Source organism: Croceitalea dokdonensis DOKDO 023 (genome assembly GCF_001306415.1).
GTDB classification, from domain to species: domain Bacteria; phylum Bacteroidota; class Bacteroidia; order Flavobacteriales; family Flavobacteriaceae; genus Croceitalea; species Croceitalea dokdonensis.
The window spans coordinates 106,322-129,273 of the sequence record NZ_LDJX01000004.1 but is presented as its reverse complement, the minus strand read 5'-3'; the positions used below and the strand labels follow the sequence as shown (position 1 = coordinate 129,273).

Below are 22,952 nucleotides of genomic sequence, written 5' to 3'. Positions count from 1 at the left end.
CTTTATATGACTTATTATTGATTTAATTATCGGTAGAGCGTGAAATGGCCAATAAATTCCCTTTGGTCACTTTCTCCGTTTAACTTGATAATGTACCAATAGTCTCCTGATGGTAAATTGGTATCGTTGTACAATCCGTTCCATCCCTCTGGATTATCTTCCAATTGATACACTTTTCTACCGTAACGGTCAAAAATATGGATGAAAAGGTTAGGGTACTGTTCAATATTTCTGGGCAACCAGGTATCGTTCAATCCGTCACCGTCTGGCGTAAAGAAGGTAGGGATTTCAATATCTATGAACTCCATAAAGATCTCTGAAATAGCCTCGCAACCGTTCTCATCCACCACTCGTACGGTAAACGTATCCGTTCTGTTGATAAAGAAGGTATTTTCCGTACCATAGTTTTCCCCATCGAAATAATAGGTATATCCTTCACGGCCACCAGATGCAAAGGCAGTTATCTCGTTGAGATTGCTTTGCTCCGATGTCAACAACAAAGGCATAAAATTCTCAATCTCAAAGGTCACCGTATTAATACACCCGTTGGCATGCGCAATGGTTATAAAGTGTTCCCCAGGCGCCAAATTCTCAAAGTTGGGCTCCAAGACCATTTGTCCGGGGTCTACCGTATCTAGGCCAAATAATACATCGTCCATTACGGATGGGTCTTCAAAGGTGAGGCTTACCCTATTATTGGGGATGTCCCCAGCGCATTCGTAGCTCACCTCGGTGGTCGCATTTAGGTTTGCACCTGCATCAATTTCAATGATTTCATTGATGGTACATCCATTGGCGTCCCTAACAAAAACTACATAGGTGCCACTGGCAAGGTCATCATAAACCAACCTACCATCTTCAAAGTCACCATCCGCATTGCTATTTAAGCTCGTGCTGTACGGAGCGGTACCTCCGGAAGGTGTTATGGTAATGGAACCATTTTCCTCTCCTACACAAATTTCTGGTGTGGTGGAAACTTCCATTTCCACTACAGTAGGTTCTGTGATGGTAAATTCAATGAACTCAAAGCAACCATTGGCATCTTGCACGATGATGCTGTAATCTCCTGCGGTTAGCTCATCAAAGGTATTTACATCATCAAACTGATTTAAATTAGGTGAAATGGCGTATTGGTAATCTCCGGTTCCACCAATGGCATCAATTACAACGCTGCCGTCATCTGCCCCACTACAGCTAATATCAGTAATGGTTGGTGTTATTTGTAAGGCCTCTGGTTCCGTTATCGTTACCGCCTCTGAAGTGACTTGGCAGTCCTCACTCAGCACACTCACATAATAGGTGCCTTGTGGCAAGTCTGCAAAAACACCGGATATTTGGTAGGGTCTTATTTCATTGCCAAGGGCCGCATCAGAGAACAATCCATATTGGTAGTTTCCGAGTCCTCCGTCCGCTTCAGCCTCGATAAGGGCTGTACTATCACCATTACAATTGATATTTGCGGCTGTGGTGTCTAATGTGACCGTTAGTACATCAATGGACTCTACGGTTACGCTATTGGAAACTACAGAGATACAGTTAAAACTGTCCTGTATGAAATATTGATAGGTACCCGGACCAACATTCTGGAAGGTGTGCGTATTTGCACCGTTGATTTCATTCATGGCCGCAAAAGTGACTCCATCCGCACTCCAGCTATAAGGCGCTGTTCCGCCCAAACCTTGGAGCTGCAGTTCCGCACCTACCAAACAACTTAAGGATGCCAGGGTGGTGAGTTGTCCCCTGGTAACTACTGGGTCTATGATTTCCAAAATGTTGGTCTCAAACTCACAGTCCATATCATCCAAAACACGGACGCTATAAAAACCAGCCCCAAGATTTGTAAAGCTTGGAAGGCTCTGTGAAGCCGAGCTTTGTTCAAGGGTTGTCCCGGAACTATCTGAATAGCGATTCAAAATATATCTATAGTTGGCACTTAGGTTCCTAGGATTTACACTTACGGAAACGGAAGCATCAGTATCTCCTTGACATTCCAAAGTGGTAGCTGCAATATTGGCAACAATGGGGTCCGGTAACAACAGTGTAAATGCATTGGTAAACGTTTCCGTACATCCAAGGGCATCCGTTACCGCTACGGTATAATCTCCGGCAGATAGATTTTGGAAGTTGTGTTCATTCACCTGTACAATGTTGAGGATGCTACCGGTGGTCGTATTGGTTAATATGATATCATACGGTGCTTCACCACCAAGCGGATTGATTGATGCGCTACCTTGGTCATTACCACAACCTACTTGCCCCAATGCTAGCGTGTCCAAGGAGATAGGTGCACTTGGTGTTGTGATGTTGAACGAACGTATTTGTGCACAATTGGGGAATCCGTCTTGGGTGACCTCAACAATGTAATTTCCTGCAGGAACCAAAATTGAGGTGGAAGGTCCAAATCCGGTTACGGTGCCAGAACGGATCGCCGCACCGTCATCCGAACGATCATTGGGCGTTCCATTGGTATCAAAGACATTCCAATTGAAATTACCGCTGTAAGTGGCATCACTCATGGTTAAGCGTATACTGCCATCACCTCCAAAACAGACCACATCGGCCAATTTTTCCACCTGTACGTCAAAGGTGTTGGGAGCTTCAACGGTATGGGTGACCGTGGTGCTGCAGCCCGTAGCCAAGTTGCTTACCTCAAAAGTATAGGTGTTGGGTTGGAGGTCCGTGAAAATGTTAGATGTTTGCGTCGTACCTGTGGGCAACATTCTAAATTCATAGTTTGCTGGGTTTGCCGTACTGTTGGTCAAGTTACCAACAACATCAATACGGATATCCTCACCTAAATTGATACAACTAATGGCATCATCTACCTGTACAGAGATGTTGTCCATGCTGTCAAAAGCCGGTATTGTTGCCGTCGTGCTGCCCACACATCCGTTGTCATCATAAACGTTGATGGTGTAGACACCGCCAGCGGGGTCTGTTTCAATAAAGGTTGTGTTGGTACCCGTCTGTACAGTTACCGCAGGTTCTATGGCCACGGTATTTGGGTCATCTTCTTCTATAAACTCGTAACGCACATAAGTACCGCTGCCCCCTTGGACAAAAGGTGAAACATCATTTACAGTGATGGATGCATTGTTTACGGTATTACCGGAGGTACATCCAAAAGCGACCACCGTTGGTGTTGGTATGGTTATGGCAGCGGGCTCATTGATGCTAATGGCCACACTGTTTACACTACAGTTATTGGTGGCGGGGTTACCGGTAACGGTAACCACATAACCAGCTGCCGTAGTGGTAGGTGCCAAAGCTGTAAATTCTGCAGAATTACCGGATGTGCTTGTGGGTAAGATGCTGGTAGGCACCCCATCCATTTCCGTAATTTCAAAGGTATACGGTGCAGCTGCTCCATTTGTTGTCCTTATGGTGATACTACCATCATTGGCTCCAATACAGCTCACATCATTGGCGACTATTGCCGGATCGATAATGGGTTCCACCCTTGCTGGAACTTCTATGGTAAAGATTCTATCACAAACACCACTATTCGGGGTATTGGTATCAAAAATGGTAATGGTATATTCCCCGGGCAATGTGGTCAAATAGTCAAAAGTAGTACCTGGAACAGCGATTTGGCTCACGTTGGGAGCCCCTGCGGTGTTCGTAATGCTATATTCATAACTGCCTGAACCATTGGTAATATCAATAGTAATAACACCCTCTGGTGACGGTGTGCAATCCAAAAGTTTTGTTAATGACGCAGTTGCCGAAAGTACCTCGTGTACTACAAAAGCAGTACTTACCGCGGTACAACCGTTGCCATCAATAACATATACATCGTAAGTTCCTGGGGACACATTATTGAAAATCCCCCCGTTGTTGGCAAATGTGCTAGGTGCGGCGCTACCAGTGGCCACCATGGCATATCTCATATTACCGGCGGCAGAAGTACCCACCGCGGTTACGGTGATGGGCGCTTCACAGTTGTCCTTGGTTACCGTTATTGTTGGGTTGGGGGCAAGGTCTAAATTGACCGGATTTAAAGTTACGGAACAGCCATATTGGTCATGCAAGGTCACCGTGTAACTGCCCGCAGGGGAGTTTACGGGTATTTCCACAGGATTGTCCGTGGTGCCGCTAAGAGCCGTAAATCCTGCAGGACCAGTAACGTCATAGGCATAAGGCTGGCCACCGCCGCCCGAAATTCCAGTAATGGAAATAAGTCCGGGCAGATTACAGGAAATATCCCTTGTTGCCGTTGCCACCGCAGTTAATGGGGCCAACTCTGGCACATAGGCATTTTCGCCACCGCCACGGCAGGCGTCCACATTAGAGGCATCAACCTGGATAACATCAATATAGTATTCGCCCTCCGCAAGCGGTACCGTTGTTGAAATACTGGCACTGTAGGGAACGTTTGCTGCCGTTGCACCGCCACCACTCACTTCTATGGGCAATGGGTTGCCCAATTGGAAGACTTCCCATCGCATGCTTGGATGTGTAACCGTTGGGTTTAGGTTAAAGGTAATGGCACCATTTGCCGATGCATCACAACTTGGTGTGATATCTGTGGTCACGTCAATAGGTAGCCCAATTCCCGGGATATCATTAACATTGACGTTACTCTGTCTGATACATCCTGCACCATCCCTTACATAAAATACATAGGTCCTACCTGGTACCAGAAGCGGTACTTCCGGGTATTGTGGGGTAGTAGGGTCAATATTGGCAAACGTATGCGCCGTACCGGCGGGCACGTTCTCTACCCAGACATTGGGATCTGTAATAAAAGTGCTAAAATTGGCGGGATCGTCCGTGTAGGTATAGTCATATCCGCTGGTTCCATCACCTTCACTACCTTCAACAGTTACTTGTAAATCATTACAACCTATGACAATTGCGGACAAGGTAATGTCCAAATCATCCAAAGGAAAGGGAATAATATACCTATCAAAATCTTTCTGACAGTATACACCAGTAGCGACTTCAACCCTAATGGAAGGGAATACCTCGGTTCCAGAGAAGGTGGGATTGCCCACGGAACCCCTTAATTCTGGGGAGCTTTGCCAAGTGGTTCCGCCGTCATTACTGTATTCTACGGTTCCTGCTGGCGCAATAACATTATCAAATTCAAAACCAAAATCACTTTCCACTGTACTTGCACATGCTGCCGGTAGAATGGGAAGGACATCCGCAGTTATTTCAACGGCGTTGTTGATGGTGGATAGGGTGGAGGTAACGGCACATCCATTGGTATCTATAATGGTGACTTCATAATCTCCTACGCCGATTCCGTTATAGTCTAAATTGTTTACGGAAAGGTTAGCACTGTTTCTTCCGTAATCGATACCGTCTGCCGGAGATAAATCCGTTAGTGTATAGCTATACGGTGCCGTACCACCGGTAACCGAAATGGCTATGTTACCCAAACCATCAAAACATAATGGATCTGTTGGTGTTACCGTTACCGCCAAGGGCGCTACCGGGGTTAACATAATATCTTCTTCCAAGAACGTACAAAGGGCAGGAGCTCCGTTGTTGTCTTGAACGTGCACATCATATCCCCCTGGGTTGGATGTGGCCATGGCCTCCGTAATGGTAAGGCTGTTAGAGGTTACGAATAAACCTGTGGGGTCAGAATTTGCAGGAACGATGGCGTACAGTAAGGTTCCATTGCCACCTATGGCGTTCACGGTAATTTCTCCGTCATTACACGAGCTAAGGTCGGTAACTACCACGTCTACTACCAATTGTGGACTGATGACCACGCTTTGTGTATTGGCTGTCGTAGGACAACCAAGTTGGTCACGTACCTCAATATCGTAAGTACCCTCTGAAAGGCCGCTGAAGGTATAGCTGGTGTCCGTTGCCGTTGGAGGGGTTATCCATGGTCCCGAATTGATGCGGAACTCATAATTTCCATTACCAGCGGTAACGTTGACCAGAATAGAACCGTTATTGCTTCCTGCATAACATGCTGTTTCCGTCGTATCAAAAACTACGGCTGTTGGAGCAGCTACGGTAACGGCATTCGTCAAGGGCAAGAGTACATCACATCCATTGGTGTCCGATACCCTTACCAAATAGGTGCCATCAGGAATATTGTTAAAGGCCGTATTGGTTTGGAAAGGAACAATAATACCACCACTGGTATCTTCCAATTGATATTGGTATCCGGAACTACCACCAGTTGCAGCGGCCTCTAGAGTTGCACCGGAATTAAAACAGGTGAAATCTGCCGTTTGTGCCAGAGTTGGTACAATGGCCGGTGGTGCGGTCAGGGTTGCTGGGAACGTTGTGGTACAAGAGGTGTCATTTAACCTTCTTACAGAAACCGTATAACTCCCTGCTGCCAAGTTGGCTGCCGTAGTGATTGGTGAGGCCATAGCGGTTGTCCAAGTGGTTCCGTCCGTGGAATACTCAAACCCGGTAGCAGCATCAAAGTTGTTCACCTCAAAGCGAATGGAACCATCCGCTGCACCATCACAAGATGGTTCAATGGTATTCAAAAGGTTGGCTTCAAATGCTTGATTGTCTTCCACAACGACCGTAAGGTTGGCTGTTGCATCACAGGTTTCCGCAAGTTGCGTTGCCTGAATATCGTCTAAAATGAGTTCATTGCCATCATCGCTGGGTTGGTTACTTCGTAGGACAATATTGACTACGGAATTGGCTCCTGGATTAAAGGTTACCGTACGCTCATGCCAATCGTTTGCATTGTTGTTCTTGGGAATCTCAGCGGTAATGGTGCTGTTGATAATAGAACCGCCGTTGTCCAATAATTCAACCGCAATTTCTGGATTGTTGCCCGCAGACCCAGTTTGTCTGAGGTTGTAGGCGTAAAAGGTAATGGTAATATCTTGGTTGGGCAGCACCTCAAGGTTTTCCCTAGACCACAATATACTGTTGCTCCCCACCAGGTTGTTGCTTGGGTGGATGGCAAAGAAACGACCATTGGTCAATCCGGTATGGTCATTGGGATTTCTATAAACCGCAATGGGGTTGGTCACAAAGTTGGTCACCACGTATTCACCGTCCACCAAAATACCAGCTGGACCCAAATTACAGGCGGTAGCCATGCCACTTTGAGGTTCATAGCAATACCCCGGGCCAACTTCCCCTATTTGGGTGTTGGGGCCGGCACCAAAGGTTTCTAGGAACAAGGTACTTTGGTCTGGTGTAAGGTTACTGGAATAGTCAATGGCCACATTGTAAGTGCCGCTGCTTTGGCCAATAAAGATATTATTATTGGTAGGTGCATTTGGGGTTCCGTTTAGACTATAGGCATACGTAAAGTCTGTGGTGTTTGATGGGGTAATCTCAATGGTTCCCATACCTGCGCAATCATAGGTAACCGCACTGCTAAAACTAGGTTGGGTTATTGGGGTTGGTACCGTAAGTTCCGTATTAAACGTGCAGCCAAGGGCATCCCGTACCATAAATTGATAGTTACCTGCGGGCAACCGCTGTTGATCGATTGTAGAGAAGGAGGCCCCGCCATCAAAACTAAATTCATAAGGTGCCTGCCCTCCATTTGGGTTTAGTATCTTAACCAAGGCGCCATTGGGATCACAGGAAGCATCTTCAATAATAGTAGCGGATGCTGTTAAGCGGAATGGCTGTACAATTTCATAGTCAAAGGTTGCCACGCATTTATCGGCATCGTCCGCGCTGCTGGAGTCCCTAACCGTAATTTCATATAACCCAGCTGCTAGGTTGACAAAAGTATCACCGTTTTGGTAGGTGGTTCCCCCATCCAAACTGTACTCATATGGTGCGGTGCCTCCGCTAACGTTAACCGTTAGGCTGGCCGTACTGGAATCTGCACAAACAATATCGGTATTGGTTGCGGAAATGGATAAGGCCCCTAGGTCCTCTACCCTTACGCTGTTAGATTGGGCAAAACATCCATTACCATCCCTAACGATAAAAATGTAATCTCCTTCTTCATTGGGGAAATAGGTAGGGGTTGGTACCCCTCTAAAGCCAAACAAGAAGTTCCCATTGGTTTGAAAAGCACTATCTGGAATGGCGTTTTCATCAGTATATAGATTGGTGCCGTCTTTGCTCCAAATGGCCATTTCGTAACTAGGGGAGGGAAGGCCACCCGATGGTGATAAATTTACTACCCCAGCATTACAAGTTATGTTGTTAATGGCAATGGCAGTTAAGGTTAACTCATCAATTTCATCAACCGTAATCGATTGCATATCGGAACAACCATCTTGTGTTGTGCTTATCACATTATATTCCCCTGGATTTAGGTTCTGGAAAACATGGGTGTTATCATTTGATGTGGGCTGGTTTGCCACCAAAGAACCTAGTCCACCGTTGCTACCATCATTTAGTCGTATTTCATAACTGTAATTGGGCAGGGCATTCAAAGCTTGTATGGATATAGTGCCCAGGGAATTGCAGTCCGCAGCCGTAGCTGAAACGGAAACACTAAAGTTTCTTTCTAGAATTCCAATATCTGGTGTTTCAAAAATACAGCTATTAGCTATTGGAGCATTGGTGCTCGGATTCAACTGTACCACCTGTACCCGATAGGTGCCACTGGTGGTGATATCGAAATTGGGACCGTTGTTGGCGGAAAAAGGAATAACCGTTGTATTGTTTGCAACATCTATCAAACTATAGCCATATCCTGCGCCGACATTGGTAATTCTAATGTTGCCAGGAGTTGCACACAAAATGTCGTCATTGGTATAGTTTAGGTCAAGTTCATTTCTGAAAACATTAAAGTAAAAACGGGAAAAACAGCCATTTTGATAGTTGATGACTACCCTGTATTCACCGCTATCCGTCGCTGTAAAAGTATCTCCATTGGCAACGGAGTTCCAGGAACATGTACCGTTTTTGTTGGCACAATCATCTCCTGTTGCACCACAACTGGTTTCGTCCAATACCTCCCAAGCAATACTTTGCGCATCTGTTATTCCAAGTTGAATCGTTGTTTGATCACCTGCTCCACAAAGGAAAATTTTAGGCAAAAGATCACCGTCAATGGAACAGGTCACAATTTCACCCTGTATGTCATTATCAGGATTATTATCACTATTTACTTGGTTGAAATAGGATACAATGGGATTGCTCTGGGTACTTCCAAAGCGCTCTACCGTAATACGTTCTACCAAGTCTGGACAGCTACCGTTAGACGATTTTTCAACGATGTAATTGCCGATATCGGTCACTGTTAGGGTGTTCTGCGGACCATTGGCAAGTACGGTATCCCCTGCATCCACTTGGTTATTGCCATTGGTATCCAATACCCAGTTATAGGTTGTAAATCCAGTTCCTGCCTGTAACAGGACATCATCACCACATAATTGTACTGTTCTGGCTTCATTACAATTGGAGAGATCGTTTAGTATGGAATTACTTGCGATCTGTGCAGTTCTGGGACAACCTGAAATAGACGCTGATCCGTTATCATCGGTAAAAGTAGATGGGTTAAGTACGCCCTGATATGTTGAAAAGGCGTTGTTCTCCAAATTAGAGGAACAGGCATTCACAAAATCCGAACAATTCAGAGCAATGGTAACTTCTATCCTTATGCTATAACCTGGGTCTCCAATTTCGACAAGATTATTTGGAACATCAAAAACCAAGGTGTTGGTAGCAAGGTCAAAAGAATGTGTTGTTCCAGGCGCATCTGTAACATCCACCGCATTAAAGGTCACATTGGGTGGTAGTACATTTCTAATGGAGTAATTGACAGCATCATCATCCCCTGTGTTTTGGAAACGAAGCACATATTCATACGTTTGGCCCAAGCTAACGTCTTGTCCATTAATATCAATACCTGCCAAATCTTCAGAGGTATTACCCAATAAAATTTCAGGAGCCAACACCCTGTTATAAGAAGCTCCGATCACCGTACCATTACTGCTGTCTACCACAGGTGCTCCAGTTCCAAAGACTTGATCGTCAGAACCATCCGCATTTTCATCTTTATAGAATTCATTTGCGTCAGAGCAGCCATCCCCGTCACTATCCAAATCAATTCTTCCCAAAAGCCCATCACCATCTACATCTCCACAAACAAATGCGTTGTCTATATTGGTGAAATTGTCCATTATGGCCACAAAGGTATAGGTACCGGGAGGGAGTGTTGCCGTTGCTTCCAAATAGGACCAAGAGTTGTTGTTTTGCAGTAATACGGAACCCGTAGATCCCAATACGGCACCCCCAACACCTGTTCCGGAAACAATTTGAAGTTCAATTGGACCAGAAGCGTTGTCCCTTGAGGTAGCATAACTACCAAAAACTACGTTCGTAGTTTCTGTAACGGTAAACGATTGATAAACGGAGCCATCACCATTTATGTCAAAATAATGGCCAGCATCTCCATTGGCATCAAACTCGGGACCACCTCTTCCATATTCGTAGTTTCCATTGAGGCCATCTACCAAAACAATGTTTGGAACACCGGAGGTAACCTGCCACCCAAGTGGCATAACAAAGTTGTTGCCGTTATTAAGGCCTGCATTTGATTCAAAGTTACCGTTCAGCAAGAAATCTGAGCACTCTTCCTCATCATAAATTCCATCATTATCATCATCTAAATCCACATAGTCCCTAACACCATCATTATCAAAATCATTGTGTACTATAATATGTGCAATTGGGGTATCCTCCGTAATGTTTGCGTCGGTTTCATTTTGACTATTTGAAGCAATATTCGTGAGGTTTAAAAATGGTACGGTTGCTATTTCATCACCTCTGACCGTTAACTCCAATACGGCCGTACCGCCGCCGTTTAATGTCCCAATGTTCCAAGTATTTCCACTCCAGCTACCATTAAGGGTGTATGCATTTTCCAAGCTTAATCCGGCTGGTATGTTATCCGTTATCTGGAGGTTGGTCACGGGGCCAACGCCCAAGTTTCTTACCTGTATGGTGAATACCGCAGTTTCCCCTTCCATAATTTCAGGGCGGTCAACGGTTTTATTGAGTATAATGTCTGGGTCACAGTATAACGCCTGTATGGGTTGGCTGTCATAGGTACATGGGCCCTTGGTACCCCGCACAAAATAGTCTCCGGCCGTGGTTGGTGCATAGTTGACACTATTGGCACCAGGTATGAGCATACCATCACCATACCATTGGTAGGCATCAAAATTGGCGGTAGCCTCAAAAATTTCCGATCCCACAAAACAACCCGTACCACCACGGATTTCTAGGTTTACTTCTGGAACGGTATCAAAGCCTGAAAAATATCCGGCAACGCCACGAGCACCATTAAACCCAAAAAACCCGACCGCCATGGGACCGGTGGATTGTACGCTTACGTTCCCGGAAAGATTGGGTACATAAAATGTTTTCCAGTCTGTAGACCCTGTAACCGGGACAGAAGCTGGCAGGGTCACTGGGCCGTTGCCATCGGTTACTTGGATATTTGCATCTGGCGTGTTTACCGCGGCAATAATGGTCATCCCACCTGTAACTTGGGTACCTGCCATATTGCGGATATCCGGGATATTGTCCATGACATCCGGTAATAAACAGTTTACGGGTGCCACAAAATTGAGTCCTTGGGTGTACACCTCACTAGCACCTGCCAAACATTGATAGGCATAGGCATCTTTGGAGGTCTGTACCAGCATATTGGCACCTACCGTATTGGAGGAGTAGAGATTACTTGGAATTTCAAAAAAATCTCCATTGTTTATGGTGGCAACAGGTGTAGGATTACCGTTTACAAAAATTTGGGTGTTATCTGCCGTAGCAATGATAACGGGGAATTCCGTACGTCCTGCAGTCTCGCCATTTCCGCGTACAAAAACATATTCCTTACCAAGTCTGTTTTCTGGTACGGGTTGATCGATACCGGCATCCCGGTTACCTTGACCAACTTGCCGTCCAAAGTTAATGGAGCCGTTACTAATGACAATGTCCCTGTCAGATTCTATGGTAGCACCTAACCATCCTTGTTGCTGGGCTAAGGAGGGAGGGTTTACATTGCCCACATAGTTCTCAAAAACAAAGGATTCATTGGCGTTAAGGGTTATCGTGTACGTATCTGCTGTAATGCCGTTGGCATCGGTTCCCATACGAAAAGTACAATCAGGGTCGTACCCGGATAGTGTGATGGTGGTATTATCCTCTGTGGCCATAATGCCCAGCGTGTTGGATTTAGACGGGTGCCTACCACCTAAATTAGGCACGCCGCCCCATTTAAACCGTTGTCCCATGGCAACTCTACCCTTAGAGGTCAATGACGCGGCCTGAGCCGATGAATTCCCCCTGTAGTTGACATAAAATCGATCTCCAGTGGTCGATTCAAATCGTAGACCGCTGTTGGTTAGCACAACACCGGTATTGTCATTGTTTACCAAGGTAATGTTATTGTCACCATCAGTAAGTCCTTGGGTTTCATCTATGACCGCTGGGTTGGTATTATTAATGTTGTAAGATCTCCAGGGTGTTGTACTGGTGCCTCTATATACGTTGACCGTAAACATTGTAGGTTCCGGTGTGGATAGGTAGATCGCTTGGTCCCTGATACCTGCGTTATTTTGGCCCTGCTTTAAAGGTGGTAAATAATGAAGGTCGCTTAATTGGGAAAATGCCGAAAAACTTAGCATTATGGTCAACAGAAAAAACAGTACTCTTTGGTTCATTTACGATAATTTTTGTGCCTTCGCACTTTATACCTAACTTCAAAAAAACTACAGCCACCGGCGTTGGGCAACATTATGTTGTAAAACTGGCTTAGGTTGTTGGTAACTGTCCAAAACAGGTAAGAAAGCTTAAAAAACCCAATGGATATAAGGAATTGCAGCTATTGATTTTCACTATTTTATGTAGGAAAATGCTGTACGGGACGGAGAAGGAATTTGGGAGGGATAAAGGAGTTTTAATGTAAATTGTATCGCATGTCAGAAGAGCGATTAATGTCTAAAAAGAAACCGGCTTTTGCGGTAAGCGAAGGATTGGATAAATACTTATACGATTATAATCGTAAAATTGAGATTCCCATTTTTTATGAGGATTTATTACGCTTTTCCGGGTCTGTTAATGTGTATGATTCCAATGATGTGGATACCCTTTGGATACGGGTGTATTATTCAGAATTTGATAGGAAGGAAATAGACCATAGTCTAAAAAAAGTCTATTCCATATTGCATTCCGATGGTAGTGACAACATCCACCAATACCTAAATGTGGATGCTGTTGACTTCTGCACCTTTGGGAACTCCAAGCCTTTTAGGATAAAGATCAGGAACATCTTAAACGATAATTTTACGTATTTCTATGTTAAGAAAACCGATGCCAGCAGGATTTTTGGATTGGAACTGGAACACATGCTTTCCCCGTATAATCTTAATTTCTTAGTCTATAAGGATACCTTGATCGAGGAACATATTGCAGGTATACCGGGAGATGAATTTATTAAAAACAACCTGCCCAATTGTACCGAGCGGGAAAAGGCACAGCTGGCAAAGGAATTTGTAAAGTTTAACGAGCGCTGTATGATCAGGCTGTTGGGCGATATGCGCAGCTATAATTATGTCATTGTTCCCGTGCATGATTTTGACCATGTGGTTTATCGGATAAGGGCCATAGATTTTGATCAGCAATGTTTTGAGGGTAAGTTAAAAGTATACCGCCCCCAATTTTTTAAGGAAAACTTTCAAATGGTGGAGTTGGTGCGTACCAAGCTTTTGGAAGATTCCGTAAACCAATATAAACTGGAAGAGCGTTCCATAGTGGCAAAACGCATCATCAGTTCTGGTAACCGCATAAAAAAGCTTAGAAGAATAGCCAAGGCATCAACCATTTCCAGACCGGAGAATGTAGCATTGCTCGCTGGCCAGCTCTATGAGTTTACCAAGGACCTGAACTTTAAAAAGTGTACCAACATGGGACAGATATTAGATGTTGCCCTTAAGTTTGTGAAGCGAAATTATGAGGATGTGAGCATGAAGCAAATCATAGAGCATAAAATAAAACTGTAGGTTGGGGCTACCTGTATGCCATTCCTTCTTTGAAGTTCCCTTCCAAGGGGTTGCTACAGCTAGCTCTTTTGTTCCTTATTGAAATAAACCAGGTAATAATACATTTGGCGCTCTTCATCCCAGCCTTTTTCCACAAACTTTTCAGCAGATTCCGGATTAATGAAATCCAGTTTAATCTGGATATTGGTGTCCAGTTCAATCACGTTTTTCATTTTTTTTCTGGCGTCCGATACCGCCTTGTTGGCGATGTCAAAATTGGAGACATCCTCTATGCTGAATTTTGGTCCTTTTTCAACCTTATAATGCTTAAACTCTGGAATCAACTCCGGGTTTTCCATCACCTCGTTTAGGAAGTTGCTTTCTTCAAACGAATCGTTCTTGGCAAAATGGTTTACGGCACGGTTCATAAAAAGAACCTCTTGTTGTTTGTCCTCTGCGGGCAAGACCACATCTTTGGCGAAATTCTGACAGAATTTTAGGTAGTTCTTGGTTTTAAAATTATCATCTGACAAAGGAGTGATGTTTAAAAAATCTTCCAACCAGTATTTGGTGTCGTACTTATTGCTATCTACGGACAGGACCTTGTAACCTGCTTCTTTTTCTACGTTGAACACCAAACAACCTTTATCCAATTTGTTGATATTGATGCCCTGCTCAATTAAAATATCAAGGTTTTGTCCTTTTTCTTGAAATTGAAGAAAATCATGTTTTAATTCACTTTTAAAGATGCCAATGGCATCGGTTTTTTGGTTATCCAAGGCAATATCCGTAAAGTGTACTACATACACCTCACCACTTTTAATGTGCGGATGTTTGGACTGGTCGTAAAGTTGGGTGGTAATCTTTTTGGATTCGTGATGAAAGGTAGCATCGTCCTTTAACATGGTAACAATAGCGTTATACACCTCATTAAACTCTAAGTCCGCTTCATGGTCAAACTTAAAATAGTTCTCTTCTTTTTCCCTGAACGGTTTAAAAAAATACTCTTTAAGGAGCCCGGACATTTCATCGTTTAGGCCAAAGGGCTCTTGGGATAAAAAAATGGGTTCATTCTTATGCTTGTTCCCTACGCGGTGAAGGGAAATACGTTCTATCTGGGCACTATAAAAGTTGAGCATGGCTATATCAAAGGATTTATGGGTATTCTGTTTGTTTCAAAATAGGAACTAGCACCTGTTAACCGAAATCAATTCCAGTTCTCATCAAAATCCAAATCGTCATAATTTCCAAAATTGTCATCAAATTCTATGGAAGGTTTGGACTCAAATCTTTTTTCCGGTGGTGCATCTGGGAGTTCCCCAAAACTGAACAATACGTTTGGGTACGTTCTTCCGTCTTCCTTATCCACAATATCCGCAAGTTCCACAAAGAAGGTCCACATGCTTAAAAAGTCGTAGACATAAATTAGTTTAGGACTATTTTCCGTTAATATGTCTTCCAGTAAGGTTTCGTTCATCAGCCTGATATCAGAGCCGTTCTCGCTCATATCAAATAAGGCTATTTCCTCATCTTGGTTCCAATCTTGGTCACAGGTGTAGAAAGAAGCCATTTCATTGCCCATGAACCCAAATGCCTGTGTAATGGCATTGTGGAAATCTTCCAAGGTGTTGTGTTGTTCCACTTCCAAATCCCTGAAAATATCTTCTTCGGCGTCAAGAATTATCCTAATTTTATAGACCATCCTTACATTTTAGGTGAAGGCAAAGTTACAAAGATTTGTTAGGCTTGCCCCAAATTATGGCTTCCAAAAGTAGATAAAACTGCACCCCAAACAACAAACTGGCAAGCACCAAGTGCAAGGGTTGGCTGCCAAAAGGAAAATCAAGGTAATACATGGCAATTCCCGTTAGTATTTCCAGTACCAAAACCAACATTACCCAATTGATTTTTACAAGGGGCAGCTGCAACCTCTTAATGGAATAAAACAAATATCCATTTATTGCAAGCACCAAAATGGATAGGGAACGGTGCACATAAAAGTTTAGGGCAGGAACCTTGAGCCAAAGTTGTTTGGCACCTTCTCCTACCAAATCTATCTGTTCATCCACAAATTGCCGTACTTGTGTGCCCAGCGCTACCTGTATTAAGGTCAAAATTAAGGCTCCACCTAGTAGCCATTGTAGTTTTTTGGGAAGTAGGAGCCTTTTTTTGGTGTCTGCCAATAAAAAAATAAGGTAGATGAGCATGGCCACAATAACCAATGCCATTAACATATGTAATGTAATGCGCACGGGTGCCAAGACGGAATATACCACGGTGGCCCCAAGCCAAGCTTGGAAGCCCATGCCCAGGACAACTAGAAAGGAGAGCAGGGTAACCCGTTTTTTTTCTTTCCAGTACGATAGGGAAAAAAGCGCAAGGATGAGGGTGGCCAAGCCTGCCAAAGCCCCCAGCAACCTGTTAATGTATTCTATCCAGGTGTGCCATACGTTAAATTTGGCATAATCGTGCTTTGTATAGGTTTCCCAGTTCTCCGTATTGATGGTGGCCCCCGTTGTAAGGTTTGTTTTTGCCACTAATAAAGACTCCTTTACAATGATTACCTGGCCTTTTTCAAATGTTTTATTGGGCTCCCACAGCAAGGTAGATTCTTCTGTTGGGGGAATGTAATACCCAAAGCACTTTGGCCAATCTGGACATCCCATTCCGCTACCGGTCATCCGTACCACGGCCCCGGCAATGATAACCAAGTAGACCAATACCAATGCTATTTTGGCAACTTTGCGCGTATTTTTCTTCATTGACTTACGGGTGTTAGTCCTATTTTTATTCCTTGTCTAAGCATAAAGTCCTTGGCCGCAGCGTACTCATTGGGTATTTCACCAGCCAAGATAGCTTCCTTTATCGCCTCCTTAATAATTCCTATTTCCCTTGAAGGTTTTAAATCAAAGGTTTTCATGATTTCCTCTCCAGAAACCGGTGGTTGAAAGTTGCGTATTCGATCCCTTTCTTCGACTTCCACTATTTTACGTCTTACCTCTTTGAAATTTTTAAGGTACCGTCGTTGTTTTTTAGGGTTTTTAGTAGTGATATCTGCCTCGCAAAGGGTCATTAGGTCTTCTACAAAATCACCGGCATCAAAAACCAAACGCCTCACTGCGGAATCCGTTACGTGGTCTTCTGATAAAATCACTGGCCTGGAACTCATCAAAACCATTTTTTGGACAAACTTCATTTTGTCGTTAAGGGGCATCTTTAGGCGTTTAAACAGTTTGTATACCATTTTGGAACCCACAAATTCATGGGCATGGAAGGTCCATCCATTTTTTTTGTCAAACCGTTTGGTTGGTGCTTTGCCAATATCATGTAGTAATGCCGCCCATCTTAGCCATAGGTTATCGGTGGTTTGGGCAATATTATCTACCACTTCCAGTGTGTGCCAGAAATTATCTTTGTGGGTCTGACCATCAATTTCATCAATGCCACGCAATGCATCCAGTTCCGGGAAAATCATGGGCAATAAGCCCGTTTTGTAAAGAAGGGCAAAACCTTTAGATGGTTTCTTTGAGGCCAGGATTTTATGGACCTCATCCACAATGCGTTCTTTTGAGATAATTTTAATACGGTGGTTGTGGTCCGTTATGGCCTGTAGGGAATCCTTTTCAATGGTAAAGTCCAGTTGGGTGGCAAACCGTATGGCACGCATCATCCGCAAGGGATCGTCAGAATAGGTAATCCCTGGGGCCAAAGGGGTGCGAATGGTTTTCTGCTCCAAATCGTGCATGCCGTTAAATGGATCTATGAGCTTGCCAAAGGAATCTGGATTAAGGGAAAATGCCATGGCATTAATGGTAAAGTCCCTTCGGTTTTGATCGTCCTCCAAACTACCGTCCTCCACAATTGGTTTTCTGCTGTTCCTGTCGTAGCTTTCTTTTCTTGCACCAACAAATTCCAGTTCTATCCCCTGGTGGTGCAACATGGCGGTACCAAAATTCTTAAAGAATTTAACTTCCTGCTTACCGGGCAGCCTGGCTGCCACCTCTTTGGCCAATGCAATGCCACTGCCCACACAAACAATGTCTATATCCTTTGCATTTCCTCGTTGCAATAAAAAATCCCGGACATAACCTCCAATGACAAACGCCTGAACATCAAGTTTTTTGGCACTTTGTTGAATGGTCTTAAAAATAGGGTGTTCTAAAGCTGTTTGATGTTCCATTATTTTCCTTACCGCTCACTCCCGAATCACCTGAACAAGACCATTACTGGTCAGTTTTATAATGGATGATGGGGTACATAGCTCTTTTTCTTGCTGCAAATTTACCACATAGTCCACGCTCTTTAAAATTTTTGGGTCAATAGCTGAAAAACTGTTTTTTATGGAGGTGGCGGTAGTTGTCAATGGATAAAAAATGATGGGTTTCTTTAATTTCTGTATGAGATATCGGCAAAATTTACTGGAGGCGATAAGCACACCTACCTCACCGTAAAGCGATAGTTTGGGTGGGAGGTGTTTGGATTGGTCAAAAATAAGGGTCGTTGGTTTCGTGGCAAGATCAAATATATCATAGGCCACTTCTGGAACATGCTTTACAAACCTTTCCATCATGGCTTGGTTGGCCACTAAAATGGAAAGCGTTACAGCGACTGGGGTTTCCATTGTCTTACGCAGACGGTGAATACTTGTATTGTTAGTGGCGTCACAGCCTAAGGCCCATCCGGCCACGGTTGGATAAACAAGTAAACCGCCCTCCAAAAGGCATGACACACTGTTATCCACTTGGTTTTGAAAAGACATTATTCGGGTTTTTTCGTGGTTTGTAAGCGTTTCATCTCCCTATACCTTGCCAACACGCCCAACGCATTTAGATAACTGATGATGGCACCACGTTTGCCATCCAGAAACCCAAGCCTTATGACAAAATGATTGATGAATTTATACATGGGCCTAAAAATAAAATGGAAGAATCTGGCTTTTTTACCTTTGGCGTGTTCCTCTTGCGCCTTCATTTTTCCATATTTCAGCATCTTTCCCTTATATTCTTCATAATCCGTGTAAGAGTAATGCAGTAATCTATTTTTAAGGGTGGCAGAGGTCCCATTAACCTGGAGCGTTTCATGGACAATCCTATGTTGTACAAACTGAACCTTGCTTTTTCTGAATAAGCGGTAGTTTTTGTCGCTTTGCCAACCGCTAAAACGGAGTACTTTATTTTTGAACATAAAGGTTCTTAAAAAGAAATAAGCTACCGGTCCGGCATCGGATGCAACTACCTCAAGCACTTCCTTTTTTAGCTGTGGGGTAAGACGCTCATCAGCATCCAAAAAGAGAACCCAATCATGTGTGGCCTGTGCCAAAGCGTAACTTTTTTGATCGGTATAGTTTAGAAAAGGACGTTGTATCAACGTTACTTTGGGGCGCGTTTTAATACGTTCTATGGTGCCATCGGTACTAAAGGAATCTACCACAATAATCTCATCGGCAAAACCCAGGTTTTCCAGTACCGCATCAATGTTGTGCCTTTCATTGAAGGTAATGAGCAGGGCCGATATTTTAGTGGGGTTTTTAGGCATGGACCAGGTAGTCTTGGATTTTTTGCAATTGTTGGTTTTGGTCTAGGTGTTCCGTCACAAATTGGTGTCCGTTACGGCCAAACGCTTCCCTTAATTCTGGTTGCTGATCTAGTTTAATGATGGCATCTGCGAAGGCATTTACATCATCCTTTGGTAGCAGGTATCCAGATGTTCCATGGGAAATGAGTTCAGGGTTGCTGCTAACATCAAAGGCTACAATGGGTTTTTTGCAAAGTGCGGCTTCTGCCAAAACATATCCAAAACCTTCCCAACGGGAAGGGAGCACAAAAATATCTGCTTGATTGATGTAGGTCAAAGGCGATTCTATGAACCCATCAAACCTTATATAATCCCCAACTCCTAGGGTTATCGCCATTTTAGTTAATTGCTCTTTAAGCCTACCATCACCCCCTATGCGAATTAGGAATTGCAGTCCACGTTTTTTAAGTGCTACCGCTAAGTGCAACAAAAATTTATGGTTTTTTTGATATTCCAACCTTCCAAGAGTAAGTATGGTTAAAATGTTGTTTTTTTTGGCTTGGGGAACGGTCTTCCCCGTGTCAATACCATTATGAATGACGTTGATGTTGTTTTCATCAAAAAGATTGGCATTGTTGGCCAAAATGGTCTTTTTCGTAGCTTGGGAATTAGCAAGTATTTCCGTTATTATGTTTTTGAACAAATACCTATTGAACCAGGTATTTTTAATGGGTATTGCGCTGCCCCTTCTATAAATAATTCTTGGAATGCCCGCTTTTTTTGCCATTCTCCCAGCAATTTTAACATCCCTGGAGAGGTTCATTACAATGGTCTTGATTTTCCTGGATGCAAGACTTTGATATACCTGTCTTACGGAAAAGGGGTTGATAAAACTAAGATTGGAAATAGCAATCCCCTTGCAAGGAATTTGGGCCCCTATGAGTTTCTCCAGTAACGCACTTTTTTCATGGGCAACCACAAAAACGTCAAAACCATTTTGGTGCAAATGACGGCTTACTTCAAAATGCCATTTTTCACCGCCTCCCCAGGCTTTTGCTGTATTAAAAAAGCAGATGGTCTCCATTAGGTCAAGTTTTTGTAAAGATTCACCAGATTCTGCGCTACGTTGGCATCGGAGAACCGTTGAACATAAACAAACCCTTTTTTGGCCATTTCTGCCCGTTTTACCGGATGGCTAAAAAGGTCTTCCAATGCAGTTTTGATCTCCTTGGTATCCATAGGATCCACAAAGATGGAATCCGGGCCGGCGGCCTCTGGGAAACAGCCATTTTTTGTGGTGATCACCGGTAGTTTGCTATAGAGGGCCTCAATGATGGGTATCCCAAATCCTTCGCATATAGAAGGGTAGCAAAATACCGTGGCACATTGGTATACTGTCGCTAGTTCTTCGGAGCTGATATTCTTTATAAAACTCACCTGATGCTCCATGTGATTATCCCTTATATACTTTTTGATTTTTTTTGCATAGGCTTTTTCCTGCCCAACCAAAACAAGATGGTACTTGGTGTCTTTAATGGCCCGTACTACGGACAGCGCATTTTTTCTTTCTTGTAGGGTACCAACATTTAAAATAAATTTTTCCGGCAGGTTAAATTTTTTGCGCACTTCTTGTTTTTCTTGTGTGGTATATTCTTTTTGATACACCTCATTACATCCTTGATAAATGACGGTGATTTTGTCGGCATCGGTGCGCAGGTATTTAATAATATCTTTCTTCGTTTGTTCGCTAATGGCGATAACCCGGTCTGCATGGTTCACCGCATGCTGGAATTTAAGGCGATAGATGATACGGTCAAAAAAATTGTAATAGTGTGGATGACTTAGAAAAATAAGATCGTGGATGGTTACCACACTGGCAACCTTTTTATGGGGCAGGCCCATGGGCAATTCTCCCGATAATCCATGAAAAATGTCCACGCCTTTGCCGCTAAGCTGCTTGCTTTCCCCAAATAACCGCCATAGGGTTGTGAAGTTTTTCCAGAACCAGCCCGCTGGATATACAATGGTAGCCTTGCCAAGTTCAACTTTTTTGGATAGACTAGAAGCTTTTGGGTTAAATAAAAATAAATGCGATATGGCAGGATGGCCAGTTAAGATGCGAACAATGTCCCTTCCATAATTTCCTAGACCGGTGGTATTATGAAAAATACGTTTTGCATCGTATCCTATTTTCATGGGCATCTTTTGAATGTGGCAAAACTACTGATATTTCTGTGATTACCTAAACTGGGAGTGTTGGCATGTAAATGTTGTTCATACTTAAATATCGCAAAAAATAGCCTAAGGTGCTTAAGCCCTGACAACAACCAAATAGCTACTGGTAAAAGGTTGAAATATTTGATTTTAGACCTTTAATAAGGACAGATACTGTTCTTTTTGACGGTTAAATTCCCATTTTGGATTCTGGTACCCATTTGGAACGTCTAGGCTACCCTCCCCGATGCCCTCTAAAACCTGTGCTAGATTGTCTGCGGTATAAAAGATGGCATTTTCATTTAAATCCCCAATAGTTGCAAAAAATTGCTTGCACAATAAGGGTTTTTGGTACGCATAGGCCAAATTAAAACTGCCTGAAATTTTATAGCGTAAGTAATTTTCTTCTTCTTTTAAAAGTGGCATGACCAGATTACTGGATTTTAGGTAGGCGTGATATTCCTTGTTTGGGATAAAGTGGTCAAAACAAATAAAAAAGTCTTGTAGGCCTAGCTTTTCTATCTGTTCCATGAGGTTGTTGTCAGTAATTCTTTCACGGTCCAGTTTTCCAAGCAACAGGAATTTTAGCTTGCTTTTTCGTTGGGTTTTCGCCAAGGTTTTTAATAAGGTGTCGTAATCCCTTCTGGTAGCATCTATCCGGCCAGGTATGGAAATCCAGATTTCGTTGGGCGGTTTTTCCATATACTGATGGTTGTCAGGAAAAAAGATAGGGTAGAAACTGGTGATGTAGGTATCCTGTTTTGGCGTGAGCTGTTTTTTAATATGGTCACTTAAAACATAATACCTTTTTATTTTTAAGGATATCACCTTTTGGGTAAAACTTCCCATGAGCTTATTTCCATGGTGCAGTACACCTAGGCACAACACTTGTTTATGAAGTAAAAGTAGGCAAAGGTTGCGCACAAATTTACTGGAACTGGCCGTATTGAAAATGACAACGTCCTGTTTTTCCAATATCTTGGCTGTTTTGCGTTGCTGTTGCCATTTGGGTAGCAGACCTTGGGCAACCGGACGTATTAAACTAAGTTGTTCACATAAATGCCAGTAGGTTGCTACCTGTGGTTCCAATGCTTCATGCAGCAGTAAGGACACCTTATGGCCTGCACTTGTTAAAAAGAGTACCTGGCTGTAGATGCATTCTTCGTGACTTCTGCTTACTTCAACAATGGTAATATTCATGCCACCCTAACATTTTCTTGTCACTCTAAAACTAAACATTTAAGGCAACATTAAACATATGTGAGGATAGTTTTAGAAAATAGGTGTGCATTGTCCCATGGTCTTGCCCAAATTTAATAATGT

General features: G+C 43.4%; 11 protein-coding genes. 1 reads left to right on the top strand and 10 read right to left on the bottom strand.

The genetic code is table 11. The features are described from left to right. Positions 1-26: 26 nt before the first annotated feature. Positions 27-12,584, bottom strand: coding sequence for a T9SS type B sorting domain-containing protein (locus I595_RS09635; RefSeq protein ID WP_054559220.1), 12,558 nt, complete (start codon positions 12,582-12,584; stop codon positions 27-29). A 255-nt stretch (positions 12,585-12,839) separates the two neighbouring features. Between I595_RS09635 and I595_RS09630 the strand changes: the two genes are divergently transcribed. Next, complete coding sequence (locus tag I595_RS09630; protein WP_054559219.1) at positions 12,840-13,922, top strand: hypothetical protein; 1,083 nt, start codon at positions 12,840-12,842, stop codon at positions 13,920-13,922. Positions 13,923-13,981: 59 nt separating this feature from the next. Here the strand turns inward: I595_RS09630 and I595_RS09625 are convergent, their stop codons facing one another. The 9 genes from I595_RS09625 to I595_RS09585 form a co-directional block, all read right to left on the bottom strand. Continuing rightward, the gene (locus tag I595_RS09625) at positions 13,982-15,040 is read right to left on the bottom strand and encodes a nucleoid-associated protein (protein WP_054559218.1); all 1,059 of its coding nucleotides are present in this window, start codon (positions 15,038-15,040) and stop codon (positions 13,982-13,984) included. Positions 15,041-15,108: 68 nt separating this feature from the next. After that, positions 15,109-15,603 carry an IS1096 element passenger TnpR family protein gene (locus tag I595_RS09620; protein ID WP_054559217.1) on the bottom strand — a complete coding sequence of 165 codons (495 nt, stop codon included), beginning with the start codon at positions 15,601-15,603 and terminating at the stop codon, positions 15,109-15,111. A gap of 25 nt (positions 15,604-15,628) precedes the next feature. Beyond that, complete coding sequence (locus tag I595_RS09615) at positions 15,629-16,663, bottom strand: COX15/CtaA family protein (RefSeq protein WP_054559216.1); 1,035 nt, start codon at positions 16,661-16,663, stop codon at positions 15,629-15,631. Then, entirely contained in the window at positions 16,660-18,081 is a 1,422-nt protein-coding gene (locus tag I595_RS09610; protein WP_054559215.1) for a CCA tRNA nucleotidyltransferase, read from the bottom strand. The genes I595_RS09615 and I595_RS09610 overlap by 4 nt, the downstream gene beginning before the upstream one ends. A 15-nt stretch (positions 18,082-18,096) precedes the next feature. Beyond that, the gene (locus I595_RS09605; RefSeq protein WP_054559214.1) at positions 18,097-18,660 is read right to left on the bottom strand and encodes an L-threonylcarbamoyladenylate synthase; all 564 of its coding nucleotides are present in this window, start codon (positions 18,658-18,660) and stop codon (positions 18,097-18,099) included. After that, complete coding sequence (locus tag I595_RS09600; protein WP_054559213.1) at positions 18,660-19,436, bottom strand: glycosyltransferase family 2 protein; 777 nt, start codon at positions 19,434-19,436, stop codon at positions 18,660-18,662. The genes I595_RS09605 and I595_RS09600 overlap by 1 nt, the downstream gene beginning before the upstream one ends. Then, on the bottom strand, positions 19,429-20,499 hold the full coding sequence (locus I595_RS09595) for a glycosyltransferase (protein ID WP_054559212.1): 1,071 nt from the start codon (positions 20,497-20,499) through the stop codon (positions 19,429-19,431). The genes I595_RS09600 and I595_RS09595 overlap by 8 nt, the downstream gene beginning before the upstream one ends. Further along, a complete protein-coding gene (locus I595_RS09590; protein WP_054559440.1) occupies positions 20,499-21,611 on the bottom strand; it encodes a glycosyltransferase family 4 protein in 1,113 nt (370 codons plus the stop codon). Before I595_RS09590 ends, I595_RS09595 begins: the two co-directional genes overlap by 1 nt. A gap of 168 nt (positions 21,612-21,779) precedes the next feature. After that, the gene (locus tag I595_RS09585; RefSeq protein WP_054559211.1) at positions 21,780-22,829 is read right to left on the bottom strand and encodes a hypothetical protein; all 1,050 of its coding nucleotides are present in this window, start codon (positions 22,827-22,829) and stop codon (positions 21,780-21,782) included. Between the last annotated feature and the right edge of the window lie 123 nt (positions 22,830-22,952).